At 73.4% G+C, this 15211-nt stretch carries 14 protein-coding genes and 1 pseudogene; 12 read left to right on the top strand and 3 right to left on the bottom strand.

What is annotated here, in order from left to right:
* Positions 1-4: 4 nt before the first annotated feature.
* From ACH4PY_RS09420 to ACH4PY_RS09445, 6 genes are all read left to right on the top strand, one after another.
* A complete protein-coding gene (locus tag ACH4PY_RS09420) occupies positions 5-1003 on the top strand; it encodes an ABC transporter ATP-binding protein (RefSeq protein WP_398178031.1) in 999 nt (332 codons plus the stop codon).
* Positions 1004-1026: 23 nt separating this feature from the next.
* Positions 1027-1749, top strand: a complete 723-nt coding sequence (locus ACH4PY_RS09425; RefSeq protein ID WP_398179272.1) for an ABC transporter ATP-binding protein — start codon at positions 1027-1029, stop codon at positions 1747-1749.
* Positions 1750-1878: 129 nt separating this feature from the next.
* The gene (locus tag ACH4PY_RS09430; protein WP_398178034.1) at positions 1879-4419 is read left to right on the top strand and encodes a DUF4118 domain-containing protein; all 2541 of its coding nucleotides are present in this window, start codon (positions 1879-1881) and stop codon (positions 4417-4419) included.
* An 80-nt stretch (positions 4420-4499) separates the two neighbouring features.
* Positions 4500-5183, top strand: a complete 684-nt coding sequence (locus ACH4PY_RS09435) for a response regulator (protein WP_031512911.1) — start codon at positions 4500-4502, stop codon at positions 5181-5183.
* A 24-nt stretch (positions 5184-5207) separates the two neighbouring features.
* Positions 5208-5606 (top strand): OB-fold nucleic acid binding domain-containing protein, encoded by a 399-nt coding sequence (locus tag ACH4PY_RS09440; RefSeq protein ID WP_398178037.1) that lies wholly within the window; start codon positions 5208-5210, stop codon positions 5604-5606.
* 87 nt (positions 5607-5693) lie between these two features.
* Positions 5694-6392, top strand: coding sequence for a DUF3159 domain-containing protein (locus ACH4PY_RS09445; protein WP_398179275.1), 699 nt, complete (start codon positions 5694-5696; stop codon positions 6390-6392).
* A 92-nt stretch (positions 6393-6484) separates the two neighbouring features.
* Here ACH4PY_RS09445 and ACH4PY_RS09450 read toward each other — a convergent pair whose 3' ends face one another.
* Together ACH4PY_RS09450 and ACH4PY_RS09455 are read right to left on the bottom strand one after the other, a co-directional pair.
* Positions 6485-7159, bottom strand: a complete 675-nt coding sequence (locus tag ACH4PY_RS09450) for a potassium channel family protein (protein ID WP_398178040.1) — start codon at positions 7157-7159, stop codon at positions 6485-6487.
* Positions 7156-7824 (bottom strand): potassium channel family protein, encoded by a 669-nt coding sequence (locus tag ACH4PY_RS09455; RefSeq protein WP_398178043.1) that lies wholly within the window; start codon positions 7822-7824, stop codon positions 7156-7158. The genes ACH4PY_RS09450 and ACH4PY_RS09455 overlap by 4 nt, the downstream gene beginning before the upstream one ends.
* A gap of 238 nt (positions 7825-8062) precedes the next feature.
* Between ACH4PY_RS09455 and ACH4PY_RS09460 the strand changes: the two genes are divergently transcribed.
* From ACH4PY_RS09460 to ACH4PY_RS09475, 4 genes are all read left to right on the top strand, one after another.
* Positions 8063-10114, top strand: a complete 2052-nt coding sequence (locus ACH4PY_RS09460; protein ID WP_398178046.1) for an APC family permease — start codon at positions 8063-8065, stop codon at positions 10112-10114.
* Between the two features lie 185 nt (positions 10115-10299).
* Positions 10300-11619 (top strand): class I SAM-dependent RNA methyltransferase, encoded by a 1320-nt coding sequence (locus ACH4PY_RS09465; protein ID WP_398178050.1) that lies wholly within the window; start codon positions 10300-10302, stop codon positions 11617-11619.
* A gap of 52 nt (positions 11620-11671) precedes the next feature.
* Positions 11672-11866, top strand: coding sequence for a ribbon-helix-helix protein, CopG family (locus ACH4PY_RS09470; RefSeq protein WP_365978413.1), 195 nt, complete (start codon positions 11672-11674; stop codon positions 11864-11866).
* On the top strand, positions 11863-12255 hold the full coding sequence (locus tag ACH4PY_RS09475) for a type II toxin-antitoxin system death-on-curing family toxin (protein ID WP_398178054.1): 393 nt from the start codon (positions 11863-11865) through the stop codon (positions 12253-12255). Before ACH4PY_RS09470 ends, ACH4PY_RS09475 begins: the two co-directional genes overlap by 4 nt.
* Before the next feature lie 89 nt (positions 12256-12344).
* Here the strand turns inward: ACH4PY_RS09475 and ACH4PY_RS09480 are convergent, their stop codons facing one another.
* Positions 12345-12890, bottom strand: a complete 546-nt coding sequence (locus ACH4PY_RS09480; protein WP_398178057.1) for a DUF1697 domain-containing protein — start codon at positions 12888-12890, stop codon at positions 12345-12347.
* Positions 12891-13165: 275 nt separating this feature from the next.
* Here ACH4PY_RS09480 and ACH4PY_RS09485 point away from each other — a divergent pair.
* Positions 13166-14350: pseudogene (locus ACH4PY_RS09485) on the top strand (ATP-binding protein); the annotation flags it as partial.
* A 401-nt stretch (positions 14351-14751) separates the two neighbouring features.
* Entirely contained in the window at positions 14752-15150 is a 399-nt protein-coding gene (locus tag ACH4PY_RS09490; protein ID WP_398178060.1) for a nucleotide pyrophosphohydrolase, read from the top strand.
* Positions 15151-15211: the final 61 nt, after the last annotated feature.

Genomic DNA, 15211 nt, shown 5'->3' on the forward strand with positions numbered 1-15211 from the left:
CCGTATGACCGACCTCGCCACGCTCCAGGCCCGCGCCATGGCCTCCACCGCGCCCGCGCCCGACGAGGGGCTCATCGTCTGCGACAACCTCGTGCGGGTCTACCGCACGGAGGGCGTCGAGGTGCAGGCGCTCCAGGGGCTGGACCTGACCGTCGACGAGGGCGAGCTGCTGGCCGTCGTCGGGGCGTCCGGTTCGGGCAAGTCCACGCTGCTGGGCATCCTGTCCGGGCTCGACCTGCCGACCGCCGGGCGCGCCCGGGTCGCGGCGCACGACCTGCTGGCCATGAAGCGCCGGGAGCGGCTGGACTACCGGCGCAGCACGGTCGGCTTCGTGTGGCAGCAGACCGCCCGCAACCTGCTGCCCTACCTGACGGCGCGGGAGAACGTCGCCATGCCCATGGGCTACGCCCGGGTGCCGCGCTCCCGGCGCGCCGGGCGGGCCGTGGAGCTGCTGGACATGCTCGGCGTCGCCGACTGCCGCGACCGCCGTCCGGGCGAGCTGTCCGGCGGCCAGCAGCAGCGCGTCGCGATCGCCGTGGCCGCGGCCAACACCCCCCGGGTGCTCTTCGCCGACGAGCCCACCGGCGAGCTGGACACCGCCAGCGGCGAGGAGGTCTTCGCGGCCCTGCGCCGTACCAACGCCGAGCTGGGCGTAACGATCCTGATCGTTACCCACGACCCGGCCGTCTCGGAACAGGTCCGGCGTACGGTACGGATACGCGACGGCCGCACGGCGACCGAGGTGCTGCGCCCCGGGGCGGGCGGGGCCGACGGCGGCGGGCCGGGAGTCGCGGAGGAGTACGCCGTCCTGGACCGGGTGGGGCGGCTCCAGCTCCCGCGGGAGTACACCGAGCGCTACGGCCTGAGCCGCCGCGTCCGGCTCACCGCGGAGAACGACCACATCGGGGTGTGGCCCGACCGCGGCGCCGGAGATCCGGGCACGGCGGGCGACGAGGCCGGACAGCCGTCCGGCGGGGAGCAGCGGGGGCGGGACGACGGATGAGCGACCAGGAGGAAGGCGCGGGGATGGCCGAGCAGTCCGCGGCGGCGGTGGCGACGGTACCGGGAACCGGCGGGATGGTGGTGGTCGAGGACCTGCGCCGGACGTACGGCAGCGGCGAGACGGCCGTGCACGCGCTGCGCGGGGTGTCCTTCTCGGTGGGGCGCGGCGAGCTGGTCGCCCTCAAGGGCCGCTCCGGCTCGGGCAAGACCACCGTGCTCAACCTGGTGGGCGGCCTGGACTCGCCGGACGGCGGCCGGATATCCCTGGACGGCACCGACCTCGCCGGGCTCGGCGACGACGACCTGCTGGCGCTGCGCCGCGACCGTATCGGCTTCGTCTTCCAGTCCTTCGGCCTGATCCCGATCCTCACCGCCGCGGAGAACGTCGGTGTGCCGATGCGGCTGCGCAAGACCCCGCCCAAGGAGCGCGAGGAGCGTGTGTCGCTGCTGCTCGCTCTGGTGGGCCTGGCCGACCACGCCGCCCAGCGTCCCGGTGAGCTGTCCGGCGGCCAGCAGCAGCGGGTCGCGATCGCCCGCGCGCTCGCCAACCGGCCCGACCTGATCATCGCCGACGAGCCCACCGGCCAGCTCGACGCGGACACCGGCCTCGCCGTGATGGAGCTGCTGCGGGCGGTGGTGCGCAGCGAGGGCGTCACCGCGCTGGTGGCCACCCACGACAACCAGCTCATCGCGCTGGCCGACCGGGTGCTGGAGCTGCGCGACGGCCGGATCGTCTCGGACGGCTGAACGGCGGGACGCCCCCGGGTCGCTTCCGAGGGACCATGGACGTACGCAGGCGTCAAGACGGCGTCAAGGTGCGCCCGGACGGAGGCCCCGAGTCCGATGTGTCCGCTTCGGCCGATCTAAGGTCTGACCATGGCACGCGGCACGTTGCGCATCTACCTGGGGGCCGCCCCCGGCGTCGGCAAGACCTACGCCATGCTCTCCGAGGCCCACCGGCGGGCCGAGCGCGGCACGGACGTGGTGATCGGCTACGTCGAGCACCACCGCAGGCCGCGCACCGAGGTGATGATGCACGGCCTGGAGGAGATACCGCGGCGCACGTGCGACTACCGCGGCACGGCCTTCACCGAGATGGACCTCGACGCGATCCTGCGCCGCGCCCCGGAGATCGCGCTCGTCGACGAGCTGGCCCACACCAATGTGCCGGGCTCGCGCAACGCCAAGCGCTGGCAGGACGTCGAGGAGCTGCTCAAGGCGGGCATCGACGTCGTCTCAAACGTCAACATCCAGCACCTGGAGTCGCTCGGCGACGTCGTCGAGTCGATCACCGGGGTGCGTCAGCGCGAGACCGTCCCCGACGAGGTGGTCCGCCGCGCCGGCCAGATAGAGCTTGTCGACATGTCGCCCCAGGCGCTGCGCCGCCGCATGGCGCACGGCAACATCTACGCGCCCGACAAGGTCGACGCGGCCCTGTCCAACTACTTCCGCCCCGGCAACCTGACCGCGCTGCGCGAGCTCGCGCTGCTGTGGACCGCCGACCGGGTCGACGAGTACCTCCAGGAATACCGCGCCGAGCACCGCATATCCGCCGCCTGGCAGGCCCGTGAGCGCATCGTCGTCGGCCTCACCGGCGGACCCGAGGGCCGTACGCTGATCCGGCGGGCCGCGCGGATGGCCGCCAAGGGCTCGGGCAGCGAGATCATGGCCGTGCACATCGTGCGCAGTGACGGCCCGGTGTCCGGCTCCGCCAAGGAGCTGGCCGTCCAGCGGACCCTGGTCGAGGACCTCGGCGGATCCTTCCACCACGTCATCGGCGACGACATCCCCGACGCGCTGCTGGACTTCGCCCGCGGTGTCGACGCCACCCAGATCGTGCTCGGCAGCAGCCGCCGCAAGCCCTGGCAGTACGTCTTCGGCCCCGGCGTCGGCAGCACCGTCGCACGCGAGAGCGCCGACATCGACGTTCACATCGTCACCCACGAGCAGGTCGCCAAGGGCCGCGGGCTGCCGTCCGCGCGCGGCGCCAAGCTCGGCCGCTCCCGGGTCGTCGGCGGCTGGCTGACCGGCGTGGCGGGGCCGCTGCTGCTGACGCTGCTGCTCACCCAGTGGCACCCCGGCATGGGCCAGGCCACCGACATGCTGCTCTTCCTGGCCCTCACGGTGGCCGCGGCGCTCACCGGCGGACTGCTGCCCGCCCTGGTGTGCGCGGTGGGCGGCTCGCTGCTGCTGAACTACTACTTCACCCGGCCCACGCACTCCTTCACGATCGCGCAGCCGGAGAACATCATCGCGATCGTGATCTTCGTGATGGTCGGTGTCGCCGTCGCCTCGGTGGTGGACCTCGCCGCCCGGCGCACCCAGCAGGCCGCCCGGCTGCGCGCCGAGGCGGAGATCCTCTCCCACCTGGCCGGCAGCGTGCTGCGCGGCGAGAGCTCGCTGGACGCGCTGCTGGAGCGCGTCCGGGAGACCTTCGCGATGGATTCGGTGGTGCTGCTGGAACGCGACGACGAGCGCGACGCGTGGACCTGCGCCGCCTCCGTCGGGGCCGTTCCGTGCGTGCGCCCGGAGGACGCCGACGTGGAGGTGGCCGTCAACGACCGGCTCTCGCTCGCGCTGCTGGGTCGGGTGCTGCCCGCCGCCGACCGCCGGGTGCTGTCCGCGTTCGCCGCGCAGGCCGCGGTGGTGCTGGACCGCAAGCGGCTCGCCGACGAGGCCGGGCAGGCCCGCGAGCTCGCCGAGGGCAACCGGATCCGCACCGCGCTGCTCGCCGCCGTCTCGCACGACCTGCGCACCCCGCTGGCCGGCATCAAGGCCTCCGTCAGCTCGCTGCGCTCCGCGGACGTCGCCTGGTCGCCGGAGGACGAGGCGGAGCTGCTGGCCGGCATCGAGGACGGCGCCGACCGGCTGGACCACCTGGTGGGCAACCTGCTGGACATGTCCCGGCTCCAGACCGGCACCGTCAACCCGCTGATCCGCGAGCTGGACCTCGACGAGGTGGTGCCCAAGGCGCTCGGCGGTGTCCCCGACGGCAGCGTCACCCTCGACATCCCCGAGTCGCTGCCGATGGTCGCCGTCGACCCGGGCCTGCTGGAGCGCAGCGTCGCCAACGTCGTCGAGAACGCCGTCAAGTACAGCCCGCCCGGCGAACCCGTGCTGGTCGCGGCGAGCGCCCTCGGCGACCGGGTCGAGGTGCGCGTCGCCGATCGCGGCCCCGGCGTCCCGGAGGACGCCAAGGAGCAGATCTTCGAGCCCTTCCAGCGGTACGGCGACGCCCCGCGCGGCACCGGCGTCGGCCTCGGCCTCGCCGTCGCCCGCGGCTTCGCCGAGGCCATGGGCGGCACCCTGGTCGCCGAGGACACCCCCGGCGGCGGCCTGACGATGGTGCTGACCCTGCGGGCGGCCGCCGGCGGCGCGCCGGCCCGCCCCGGGCTGCCGGCGACGGCGACCACATGAGCGGCGGGGCGGCGGGCCGGGAGCCCGCGGCGGGCGGGGGCGGCGAGCGGCGCGAGCCGGGGAGCGGAAGAGAGCGGCGGATGTACCGGGTGCTGGTGGTCGACGACGAACCGCAGATCGTCAGGGCGCTGGTGATCAACCTGCGGGCGCGGTCCTACGAGGTGGACGCCGCCCACGACGGGGCGGCCGCGCTGCGGCTCGCGGCGGCCCGGCACCCCGACGTCGTGGTCCTGGACCTGGGGCTGCCCGACATGGACGGCGTCGAGGTGATCCGGGGCCTGCGCGGCTGGACCCGGGTGCCGATCATCGTGCTGTCGGCCCGGCACGCCTCCGACGAGAAGGTCGAGGCGCTGGACGCCGGGGCCGACGACTACGTCACCAAGCCCTTCGGCATGGACGAGCTGCTGGCCCGGCTGCGCGCCGCGGTCCGCCGCGCCGCGCCCACCGCGCCCGACGAGGGCGCCTCGGCCGTGGAGACCGACAGCTTCACCGTCGATCTCGCCGCGCGCAAGGTGCACCGCGACGGCGCCGACGTCCGCCTCACCCCCACCGAGTGGCACCTGCTGGAGGTGCTGGTGCGCAACCCCGGGCGGCTGGTCTCGCAGAAGCAGCTGCTGCAGGAGGTCTGGGGCCCCGCCTACGGCACGGAGAGCAACTACCTGCGGGTCTACATGGCGCAGCTGCGCCGCAAGCTGGAGGCCGACCCGGCCAGGCCGCGGCACTTCATCACCGAACCCGGCATGGGTTACCGCTTCGAGGCGTGAGGTCCGGCCGGTACGCTGGAACGCATGAGTGGTGCCATCCGTGACGAGCGACCCGCGGGCCGCTTCCGTCGTATGCTCGGCCGGCTGTCGACCTCGCAGGAGGAACTGCACTCCGAGGAGCTCCAGGAGGAGTCCCGGGCGGTGGGCTGTACGCGGATCAAGGACTGCTCCGACCGCCAGATAGTGTCCGTCACGGGTACGCTGCGTACGGTCACTCTCCGTCCTCGGGCGGGGGTGCCCGCACTGGAGGCGGAGCTGTTCGACGGATCCGCCGCGCTGGACGTGGTCTGGCTCGGCCGCCGCAGCATCACCGGGATCGAACCCGGCCGCCGGATCATCGCCTCCGGCCGGATCTCCATGAACCATGGCCGTCCGGTGCTCTTCAACCCGAAGTACGAACTGCGTCCGGTCGGACAGGAGTAGCCGGTGGCGTCGATCGACAACACGGACCACGAGGACCACGAGACCACCCGCCCCGCGGGCGCCGCACCCGACGGCGACAGCGCCGACGTGCGGGCCGCGACCGAGGCGGCCCTGCTGGAGGCGTTCGGCGGGGTGCTGGGCATGGTGGAGACCACCGTCCCGGGCCTGGTCTTCGTGGTGATCTACACGGTCAACCACAGCATCGCGCCGTCCGCGTTCGCCGCGCTCGCGCTGTCGCTGGTGCTGGCCGTCGTGCGGCTGGCCCGCAAGGACACCCTCAAGCACGCCTTCGGCGGCGTCTTCGGCATCGGCTTCGGCGTGCTCTTCGCGATGATGTCGGGCAACGCGAAGAACTTCTACCTGCCCGGCATGCTCTACACCCTGGGCCTCGGCATCGCCTACGTCGTCTCCTCGCTGGCCCGCTTCCCGCTGCTGGGACTGATCCTCGGCCCGGTCTTCCGGGAGAACCTGTCGTGGCGCACCCGCAACCCCGGCCGCCTGGTGGCGTACACCAAGGCCAGCTGGGCGTGGGGCCTGATCCTGCTGGGCAAGTCGGCGATCCTCTTCCCGCTCTACTGGTGGGGTGACGCCACGCAGCTGGGCTGGGTCAAGGTCGCGCTCGGCATCCCGCCCTTCCTGCTGTCGGTCTACCTGACCTGGATCTTCCTGGTGAAGGCGCCGCCGCCGATCGACGTGATCGCGGAGATGGAGGCCGCCGAGGAGGAGCGCAAGGCCGAGAAGGAGCGCGCCGAGTCGGCGGAGGCCGAGGAACAGCCGGTCAAGTAGCCGCGGACGGCCCGCGTACGTACGGCGGTGGCCCGGACCCCCTTCGCGAGGGGGTCCGGGCCACCGCCGTGTCACGCGGTCGTGTACGCCGCTCAGCCGCCGCTGCGGTCCTGCACCGACAGCAGGTCCTCCAGCTGCTCCTCGCGGTGCGGGGCGGCCACGAACAGCAGCTCGTCGCCCGCCTCCAGCGCGTCGTCCTTGGACGGCGTCAGCACCCGGTTGCCGCGGATGATGGTGACCAGCGAGGTGTCCTGCGGCCACTCCACGTCGCCGACCCGGGTGCCGACGAGCGCGGCCTCCTCGGGCAGCGTCAGCTCCACCAGGTTGGCGTCGCCCTGGCTGAAGCGCAGCAGCCGGACCAGGTCGCCGACGCTCACCGCCTCCTCGACCAGCGCGGACATCAGCCGCGGGGTGGACACGGCGACGTCCACGCCCCAGGACTCGTTGAAGAGCCACTCGTTCTTCGGGTTGTTCACCCGGGCGACGACCCGCGGCACGCCGTACTCGGTCTTGGCGAGCAGCGACACCACCAGGTTGACCTTGTCGTCGCCGGTCGCGGCGATCACCACGTTGCAGCGCTGCAGCGCGGCCTCGTCGAGCGAGGTGATCTCGCACGCGTCGGCCAGCAGCCACTCGGCCTGCGGGACCCGCTCCACGGAGATCGAGGTGGGGTTCTTGTCGACGAGCAGCACCTCGTGCCCGTTCTCCAGCAGCTCCGCCGCGATGGACCGGCCGACCGCGCCGGCGCCGGCAATGGCCACCCTCATGAGTGGTCCTCCTCGGGTCCCTTGGCGAAGGCCGCCTCGACGGCCGCGACCTCGTCGGTGCGCAGCATCACATGCACCAGGTCGCCTTCCTGCAGCACGGTCTGCGCGCCGGGCAGCATCGCCTCGCCGAGCCGGGTGATGAACGCCACCCGGGCGCCGGTCTCCTCCTGGAGCAGGCTGATCTTGTGGCCGATCCAGGCCGCGGACGTGTGCACCTCCGCGAGCTGCACCCCGCCGCTGGGGTCGCGCCACAGCGGCTCCGCACCGGACGGCAGCAGCCTGCGCAGCATCTGGTCGGCCGTCCACCGCACGGTGGCCACCGTCGGGATCCCCAGCCGCTGGTAGACCTCGGCCCGCCGGGGGTCGTAGATCCGTGCCACGACGTTCTCGATCCCGAACATCTCGCGCGCCACCCGGGCCGCGATGATGTTGGAGTTGTCACCGCTGCTGACCGCCGCGAAGGCTCCCGCCTCCTCGATCCCGGCCTCGCGCAGCGTGTCCTGGTCGAACCCCACCCCGGTCACCCGGCGCCCGCCGAACCCGGACCCGAGACGGCGGAACGCCGTGGGGTCCTGGTCGATCACCGCGACCGTGTGACCTTGCTGTTCGAGGGAGTGCGCGAGGGTGGACCCCACCCGCCCGCACCCCATAATCACGACGTGCACGACCGTCCTTCCGGCTGCCAACGTTTTCGCCTGAGACGGCCCGCGACCGATCTGGTCGTCAGGGCCCTCGTCCAGCGTCTCAGACCGCGGCCAAAGCTACACACGCGCCCGGCGCCGCAGAAGGTTGCGTCCCGGCGGGCGCCGCGCGCGGGCGGCGCACGCCGGGCACACAAGATCGCCACAGTCCGAGTCCGACCGGGGGGACCCGCACGTATTGACGATCCCTTAACATCGCGGGGTGTCCAAACTGACCGACCTGCCGAAGCGGATCCTCATCGGCCGGGCGCTCCGCAGCGACAGACTGGGTGAGACGCTGCTGCCCAAGCGGCTGGCGCTCCCGGTCTTCGCATCCGACTCGCTGTCGTCGGTGGCGTACGCGCCGGGCGAGGTGCTGCTCGTCCTGTCCATCGCCGGCGGGGCGGCCTACCACTACAGCCCGTGGATCGTCGTCGCGGTCGCCGTGGTGATGTTCACCGTCGTCGCGTCGTACCGGCAGAACGTGCACGCCTACCCCTCCGGCGGCGGCGACTACGAGGTCGCCACCACCAACCTGGGGGCCAGGGCGGGCCTGACCGTCGCCAGCGCGCTGATGGTGGACTACGTGCTCACCGTCGCGGTGTCGATCGCCTCCGGCATCGAGAACCTCGGTTCCGCGGTGCCGTTCTTCGTCACGCACAAGGTGCTGGGCGCGGTCGCCATGATCATCGTGCTGATGCTGATGAACCTGCGCGGGGTGCGCGAGTCCGGCACGATCTTCGCGATCCCGACGTACGCCTTCGTCTTCGGGGTCTTCTGCATGATCGCCTGGGGCGTGCTGAGGATCGCCACCGGGCACGACATGCGCGCGCCCACGGCGCATCTGACCATCCACGCCGAGTCCTCCGGAATCGGCGGCTTCGCCCTGGTCTTCCTGCTGCTGCGCGCCTTCTCCTCCGGCTGCGCCGCGCTCACCGGCGTCGAGGCCATCAGCAACGGCGTCCCGGCCTTCCGCAAGCCCAAGTCGAAGAACGCCGCGACCACGCTCGCGCTCATCGGCCTGCTGGCCGTCACCATGCTGCTCGGCATCATCGCGCTCGCGGTGAACACCAAGGTCCGGATGGCCGAGAACCCCGCCTCCGACCTGCTCGACCACGGCAAGCCGGTCGGCTCCGGCTTCACCCAGGACCCGGTCATCGCCCAGGTCGCCGAGGCGGTCTTCGGACACAACTCGGTGCCGTTCATCTTCCTGGCCGCCGCCACCGCCCTGGTGCTCTTCCTGGCCGCCAACACCGCCTACAACGGCTTCCCGGTGCTCGGCTCGATCCTCGCCCAGGACCGCTACCTGCCCCGCCAGCTGCACACCCGCGGCGACCGGCTGGCCTTCTCCAACGGCATCGTGCTGCTCGCCGCCTTCGCCATCATCCTGGTGGTGGTCTACGGAGCCGACTCCACCCGGCTCATCCAGCTCTACATCGTCGGCGTCTTCGTCTCCTTCACCCTCAGCCAGACCGGCATGGTCCGGCACTGGAACCGCCTGCTGCGCACCGAGACCGACCAGGCCAAGCGCCGCCACATGGTCCGCTCCCGGGCCATCAACACCTTCGGCGGCTTCCTCACCGGCCTGGTGCTCGTCATCGTGCTGCTGACGAAGTTCACCCACGGCGCCTGGGTCGCCGTCCTCGGCATGTGCGTGTTCTACGCCACGATGACCGCGATCCGCCGCCACTACACCCGGGTCTCCGACGAGATCGCCGCCGACGAGGAACCGGGCGACGACTACGTCCGCCCGTCGCGCGTCCACTCCATCGTGCTGGTCTCCAAGGTCCACAAGCCCACGCTGCGTGCCCTGTCGTACGCCAAGCTGGTCCGTTCCGACACGCTGGAGGCGCTCAGCGTCAACGTCGACCCCGACGACACCAAGGCCCTCCAGGCCGAATGGCAGCGGCGCGGCATCGACGTCCCCCTCAAGGTCCTCGACTCGCCCTACCGCGAGATCACCCGGCCGATCATCGACTACGTCAAGGGCCTGCGCCGCAACAGCCCGCGCGACGTGGTGGCCATCTACATCCCCGAGTACGTCGTCGGCCACTGGTACGAGCACCTGCTGCACAACCAGAGCGCCCTGCGGCTCAAGGGACGGCTGCTCTTCACCTCGGGCGTGATGGTCACCTCGGTGCCCTACCAGCTGGAATCCTCCGAGGTGGCCCGGGCCCGGGCCCGCCGCCGGGCCGACTGGAACGCACCCGGCTCGATCCGCCGCGGCCCCGTCGGCTCCCCGCGGAGCCGGTCCGACCAGCCGCGCGAGCACTGAGCCGCACGCGGGCGGCGGCGGGGGCCGCGGGCCCGTAGAGTGGACTGCCGCGCGCCCGCGGCGCCGCTCCGCCGTTTCCGGACGGCCCCGGCACCGCACGCACGCCCTGTCCCGACGCACCCTCGCACCCCCGCGCCCCCGCACCCCGCATCCCCGCACTCGCACTCGCCAGGAGCACCACCGCCATGCAGACCGAGCCCGCCCCGTCACTGGTCGGCCAGGAGTACGAGGTAGAGATCGGGCCGGTCGCGCACGGCGGCCACTGCCTCGCCCGCAACGAGGCCGGGCAGGTGCTCTTCGTACGGCACGCGCTGCCCGGCGAGCGGGTCGTGGCCCGTGTCACCGAGGGCGAGGAGGGCGCCCGCTACCTGCGGGCCGACGCCGTACGCGTCCTGACCGCGTCCAAGGACCGGGTCGAGGCCCCCTGCCCCTTCGCCGGACCCGGCCGCTGCGGCGGCTGCGACTGGCAGCACGCCGCCCCGGGCGCGCAGCGCCGCCTCAAGGCCGCCGTCCTGACCGAGCAGCTCGCCCGCCTCGCAGGCCTCACCCCCGAGGAGGCCGGCTGGGACGGCACGGTGGAGCCCGCGCCCGGCGACAAGGTCGCCAAGGGCGAGGTGCCCGCGTGGCGCACCCGGGTGCAGTACGCGGTGGACGCCGAGGGCCGGGCGGGCCTGCGCCGGCACCGCTCGCACGACGTCGAGGTCGTCGACCACTGCATGATCGCCGCGCCCGAGGTCTCCGAGCTGGGCGTCGAGGCCCGGACCTGGCCGCAGATGGCCGCCGTCGAGGCGATCGCGGCGACCGGCTCCAGCGACCGCCAGGTCGTGCTGACCCCGCGCCCCGGCGGGCGGCTGCCCATCGTCGAGCTCGACCGCCCCGTCTCCGTCCTGCGCATCGGCGAGCGCGACCACGCCGTCCACCGGGTGCACGGCCGCGACTTCGTGCGCGAGCGTGCGGCGGGCCGCACCTGGCGGGTCGGCGACGGCGGCTTCTGGCAGGTCCACCCCAAGGCGGCCGACCTGCTGGTCGAGGCCGTCATGCAGGGCCTGATGCCCCGCAAGGGCGACATGGCCCTCGACCTCTTCTGCGGCGTCGGCCTGTTCGCCGGGGCGCTGGCCGAACGCGTCGGCGAGACCGGTGCCGTGCTCGGCATCGAGTCCGGCAAGCGCGCGGTCCAGGACGCCCGCCACAACCTCCAGGACCTCCCGCGGGTCCGCATCGAGCAGGGCAAGGTCGATCACGTCCTGCCCCGCACCGGCATCACCGAGGCCGACCTCGTCGTCCTCGACCCCCCGCGCACCGGCGCCCGCCGCCCCACCGTCCAGCACCTCACCACCCTCGCCCCCCGCCGTATCGCCTACGTCGCCTGCGACCCCGCCGCCCTCGCCCGCGACCTCGCCTACTTCGCCGAGGGCGGCTACCACCCGGTCCGCCTGCGCGCCTTCGACCTCTTCCCGATGACGCACCACATGGAGTGCGTGGCGATCCTGGAACCGGCGAAGTAGGGGCCGCCGCCGACGCCTGGCCGCTTTGATACCAGCCCGGTATCATCGGGGTATGGCGATGACCCTCCGGCTCCCCGACGACCTCGACGCGCAGCTCACCGAGCGTGCCCGCCGGGAGGGGCGCAGCAAGCAGGAGCTTGCCATCGAGGCCATCCGGGACGCCCAGAACCGGGCCGAACTGAAGGTCGACGACGTCCTGGCCGAGCTCATGGACAGCGATGCGGAGATCCTGGACTACCTGAAGTGACCGATGTGCGGTACGTCCAGATCGACGAGATCCTGGCCGTCGCCCGCGCGGTCAACGGCACCGACCACAGCGTGCGGGACATGGGCCTGCTGGTCTCGGCGATCGAACGGCCCCGGACCGACGTGTTCGGGGTCGAGGTCTATCCCGCAGTGCACGAGAAGGCGGCGGCGCTGCTGCACTCGGTCGCCCGCAACCACGCGCTGATCGACGGCAACAAGCGCACCGCCTGGCTCGCCATGCGCCTCTTCCTGCGGTTCAACGGCGTCGCCGCCGGCACGCCCCCGCCGCCGGTCTCGGTGGCGGGCCCGTTCGTCGAGGACGTCGCGCAGGACCGCGTCGACGTACCGGTCATCGCCAAGCGTCTGGCGGAGTGGTTCCCCGTCGCCTGAGTGCCGGTCGCTCCACGCCCGACGGGCCGATCCGTCGCGTGGTCCGCCGCTCCTGTCCGGCCGGGGGCGGCGCCGGGTGAGGGCCGGTCTCAGCCGCCGGTGAGTTCGAGCAGCTTGGTGACCGTGTTCCAGTTGCGGGAGGTGGCCGCGAGGCCGAGGCCGCGGTCGGTGAGGCGGGCGGCGAGCTTGGAGTCGCGGATCGAGTCGGGGAAGTGGGCGTAGATCTCACGTTCCCCCGCGCGCAGTTCGTCGGGGGCGTAGGCCGCGAGGTCCAGCGCGGCGATGCGGTCGGGCGGGACGGGGCCGGAGAGGAAGACGACCAGGAAGCGCGAGCCGTTGACGTCGGTCATGTCGAAGGGGTTGGCCGCGACGACGCGCGCGAGATCCGCGGCCGTGCGCACCATGCAGGTGATGTCCAGGCCCAGTTCGTCGGCGAGCGCCTGCCGCAGCGCGGCCTCCAGGCGGCCCGGGTCGCACTCCTCGTGGGTGAAGACCGCGTTGCCGCTCTGCAGGAGCGTACGGACGTCCGTGCCGCCGAGGGCGGCCAGCAGTTCGCGCAGCGTCTGCATCGGGACCTTCGCCCTGCCCCCGACGTTGATCCCGCGCAGCAGCGCGACATATCTGGTGGTGGTCACGTCCGACACGGTAGCCGCCGGGTACGACAACGCGCCGTCGTCGGCGGCCGGGCGGGACGGACGGCCCGGGCGCGTGCGGCATCGGCGTAGGGACCGGCGTGCGGGGTCGGCGGGGGAGGGCGTGCGGAGGGGCGTACCGGGGTGGGCGCGCGGGGCGGCGACGGAGCGCAAAAGGGCGCGTTCGTCGACGGAAACACGCGCGATGTCCCTCGTTCGGGTTACGCCGGGGACGGTGGAACGGTTCCGCACGCCCGGCGCTGGCTACCTTCGCCGCCATGAGCATCACTGCCCCCCGGCGTGCGGGCCACCTCCGCCCGGTCGTCACCGAACTGCGGCTGTCCGCCTTCAAATCGCACCGCGGGGCGACCTTCCGGCTCGGTCCCCTCACCCTGCTGAGCGGCGGCAGCGGCACGGGCAAGTCGAGCGCCCTCGAAGGGCTCACCGCGCTCGGCCGGCTCGCCTCCGGCGCGGAACTGGCCGAGGCCTTCGACACCGGTGTGCGCGGCGGCGCGGGCGCGTGCGTACCCCAGGGCCTCCCGGCGGACGCCGAGGGGCGGCGCGGCTTCCGCCTCGGATGCACCGTCAACGGCCCGATGGGCCCGGTCCGGCTGGACGTCGCCGTGCAGGCCGAGCCCACGCTGCGGATCGTCGGCGAACGGCTGATCGGCGCGGGCCGGACGCTGCTGACCACCGCGCTGCGCGACCCCTCCCGCCCCACGGTGCAGGCCGCGTGGCACACCGCGGGCGACGTTCCGGTGACGCGCGCGCCGCTGCCCGACAACGTCCTGGCCACGGCGCTGCTGCCGCTGCGCGTCTCGGGCCGCACCGACGGGCAGCGGCAGGTGCTCGCCGCCGCCGAGCAGCTGGTGGTGGCGCTGCGCGGCGTCTTCCCCGTCACCCCGCGGCCCGAGCTGATGCGCGCGCCCGTCGTGCCGGGGGACGGGCGGCTGCGCTCCGCGTGCGACAACCTGTCCGCCGTCCTCGCCCGGACCGAGGGCGAGTGCGTGACCCGGCACGCCGCGCTCGTCAACGCGGTGCGCGAGGTGTGCAGCCCGCCCGTGGAGGGGCTGACCGTGCTGCCCGCCTTCCTGCCGTCACCGCGTGACGGCCTCGCGCCGCGGGACGCCGTGATCGCCGCCGTCGACCGCGGACCGCTCGGCGTGGTGCCGGTCGACCGGCTCGGCGACGGCGAACTCCGCTTCGTGGCGCTCGCGCTGGTGCTGCTCACCGGTCCGGGCGTGCTGGACGTCGACACCAGCACGGAACTGCTCCCGGCCGGTCAGGTGCTGACCGTGCTGGCCGACGGCCTCGACGTCGGGCTGGACCGCAGGCAGGTGCGCGAGCTGCTCCGGCTCGCCCGGGTGGCCGCCGCCCGCGGCCACATCCGCCTCATCGGCACGCTCCAGGACGCCGAATGCGCGGAGGGCGCCGCCGGGGTGACCCTCGCGCGGCTGGGCGCCAAGCGGCGCGTTCCGGCTCAGGACGGGGGAGAGGCCGGTGCGGCGGAGGCGGGCGGCGACGCCGGGGCGGCCGGTTCCGTGGATGCGGTCGGCTCCGCCGCGGGCGGTGAGCCTGCCGTGCGGGAGGACGGGGAGGGGGAGGAGGGCGAGGAGCCGGACGCGGTGCTGGTGACGGGTGGCGACGGCGAGTGGAGCGGCGATCTCGTGCCGGGTGCAGACGGTGAGACGGGTGCTGACCGCGCGCCGGGTGCCGACCGCGCGCCGGGTGCCGACCGCGAGGCGGGCGGCGGCTGCGCGACGGGTGGTGGAGGCGTGGAGGGCGGCGAGCCGGGCGACGGGGCCGCCGGGACGGCGGGCGCCCGAGGTGAGGGCGGCGGCCGGGATGAGGTAGACCGGACGGGGTGACCGGACAACACCCCCTGGACGTCGCGGGCTTGCAGCGCCGCCTCGTCGACTTCGCCGCGGCCCGCGACTGGCAGCCCTTCCACACCCCCAAGAACCTCGCCTCCGCGCTGAGCGTCGAGGCCGCCGAACTGCTGGAAATTTTCCAGTGGCTGACGCCCGAACAGGCGGCCGCGGTGATGGCGGACCCGGAGTCCGCGCACCGCGTGCGCGACGAGGTCGCCGACGTACTGGCGTATCTGCTGCAGTTCTGCGCGGTGCTGGACGTCGATGTGCTCGCCGCGCTGGACGCGAAGATCGACCGCAACGAGCAGCGCTTCCCGAAGGTGCCGCGGGGCGCGGCAGCCCCGCCGGCCGATCGGGACCGGGTGGCGGGCGACCCGCCACAGCCCGGCTGACCTGCGCCGATCCTCCGGAGAGATGTCCCTTTCGAAGTTATCCACAGGTGCGGAGAAGGCC

The organism is Streptomyces sp. NPDC021224 (assembly GCF_044332905.1).
Classification (GTDB): domain Bacteria; phylum Actinomycetota; class Actinomycetes; order Streptomycetales; family Streptomycetaceae; genus Actinacidiphila.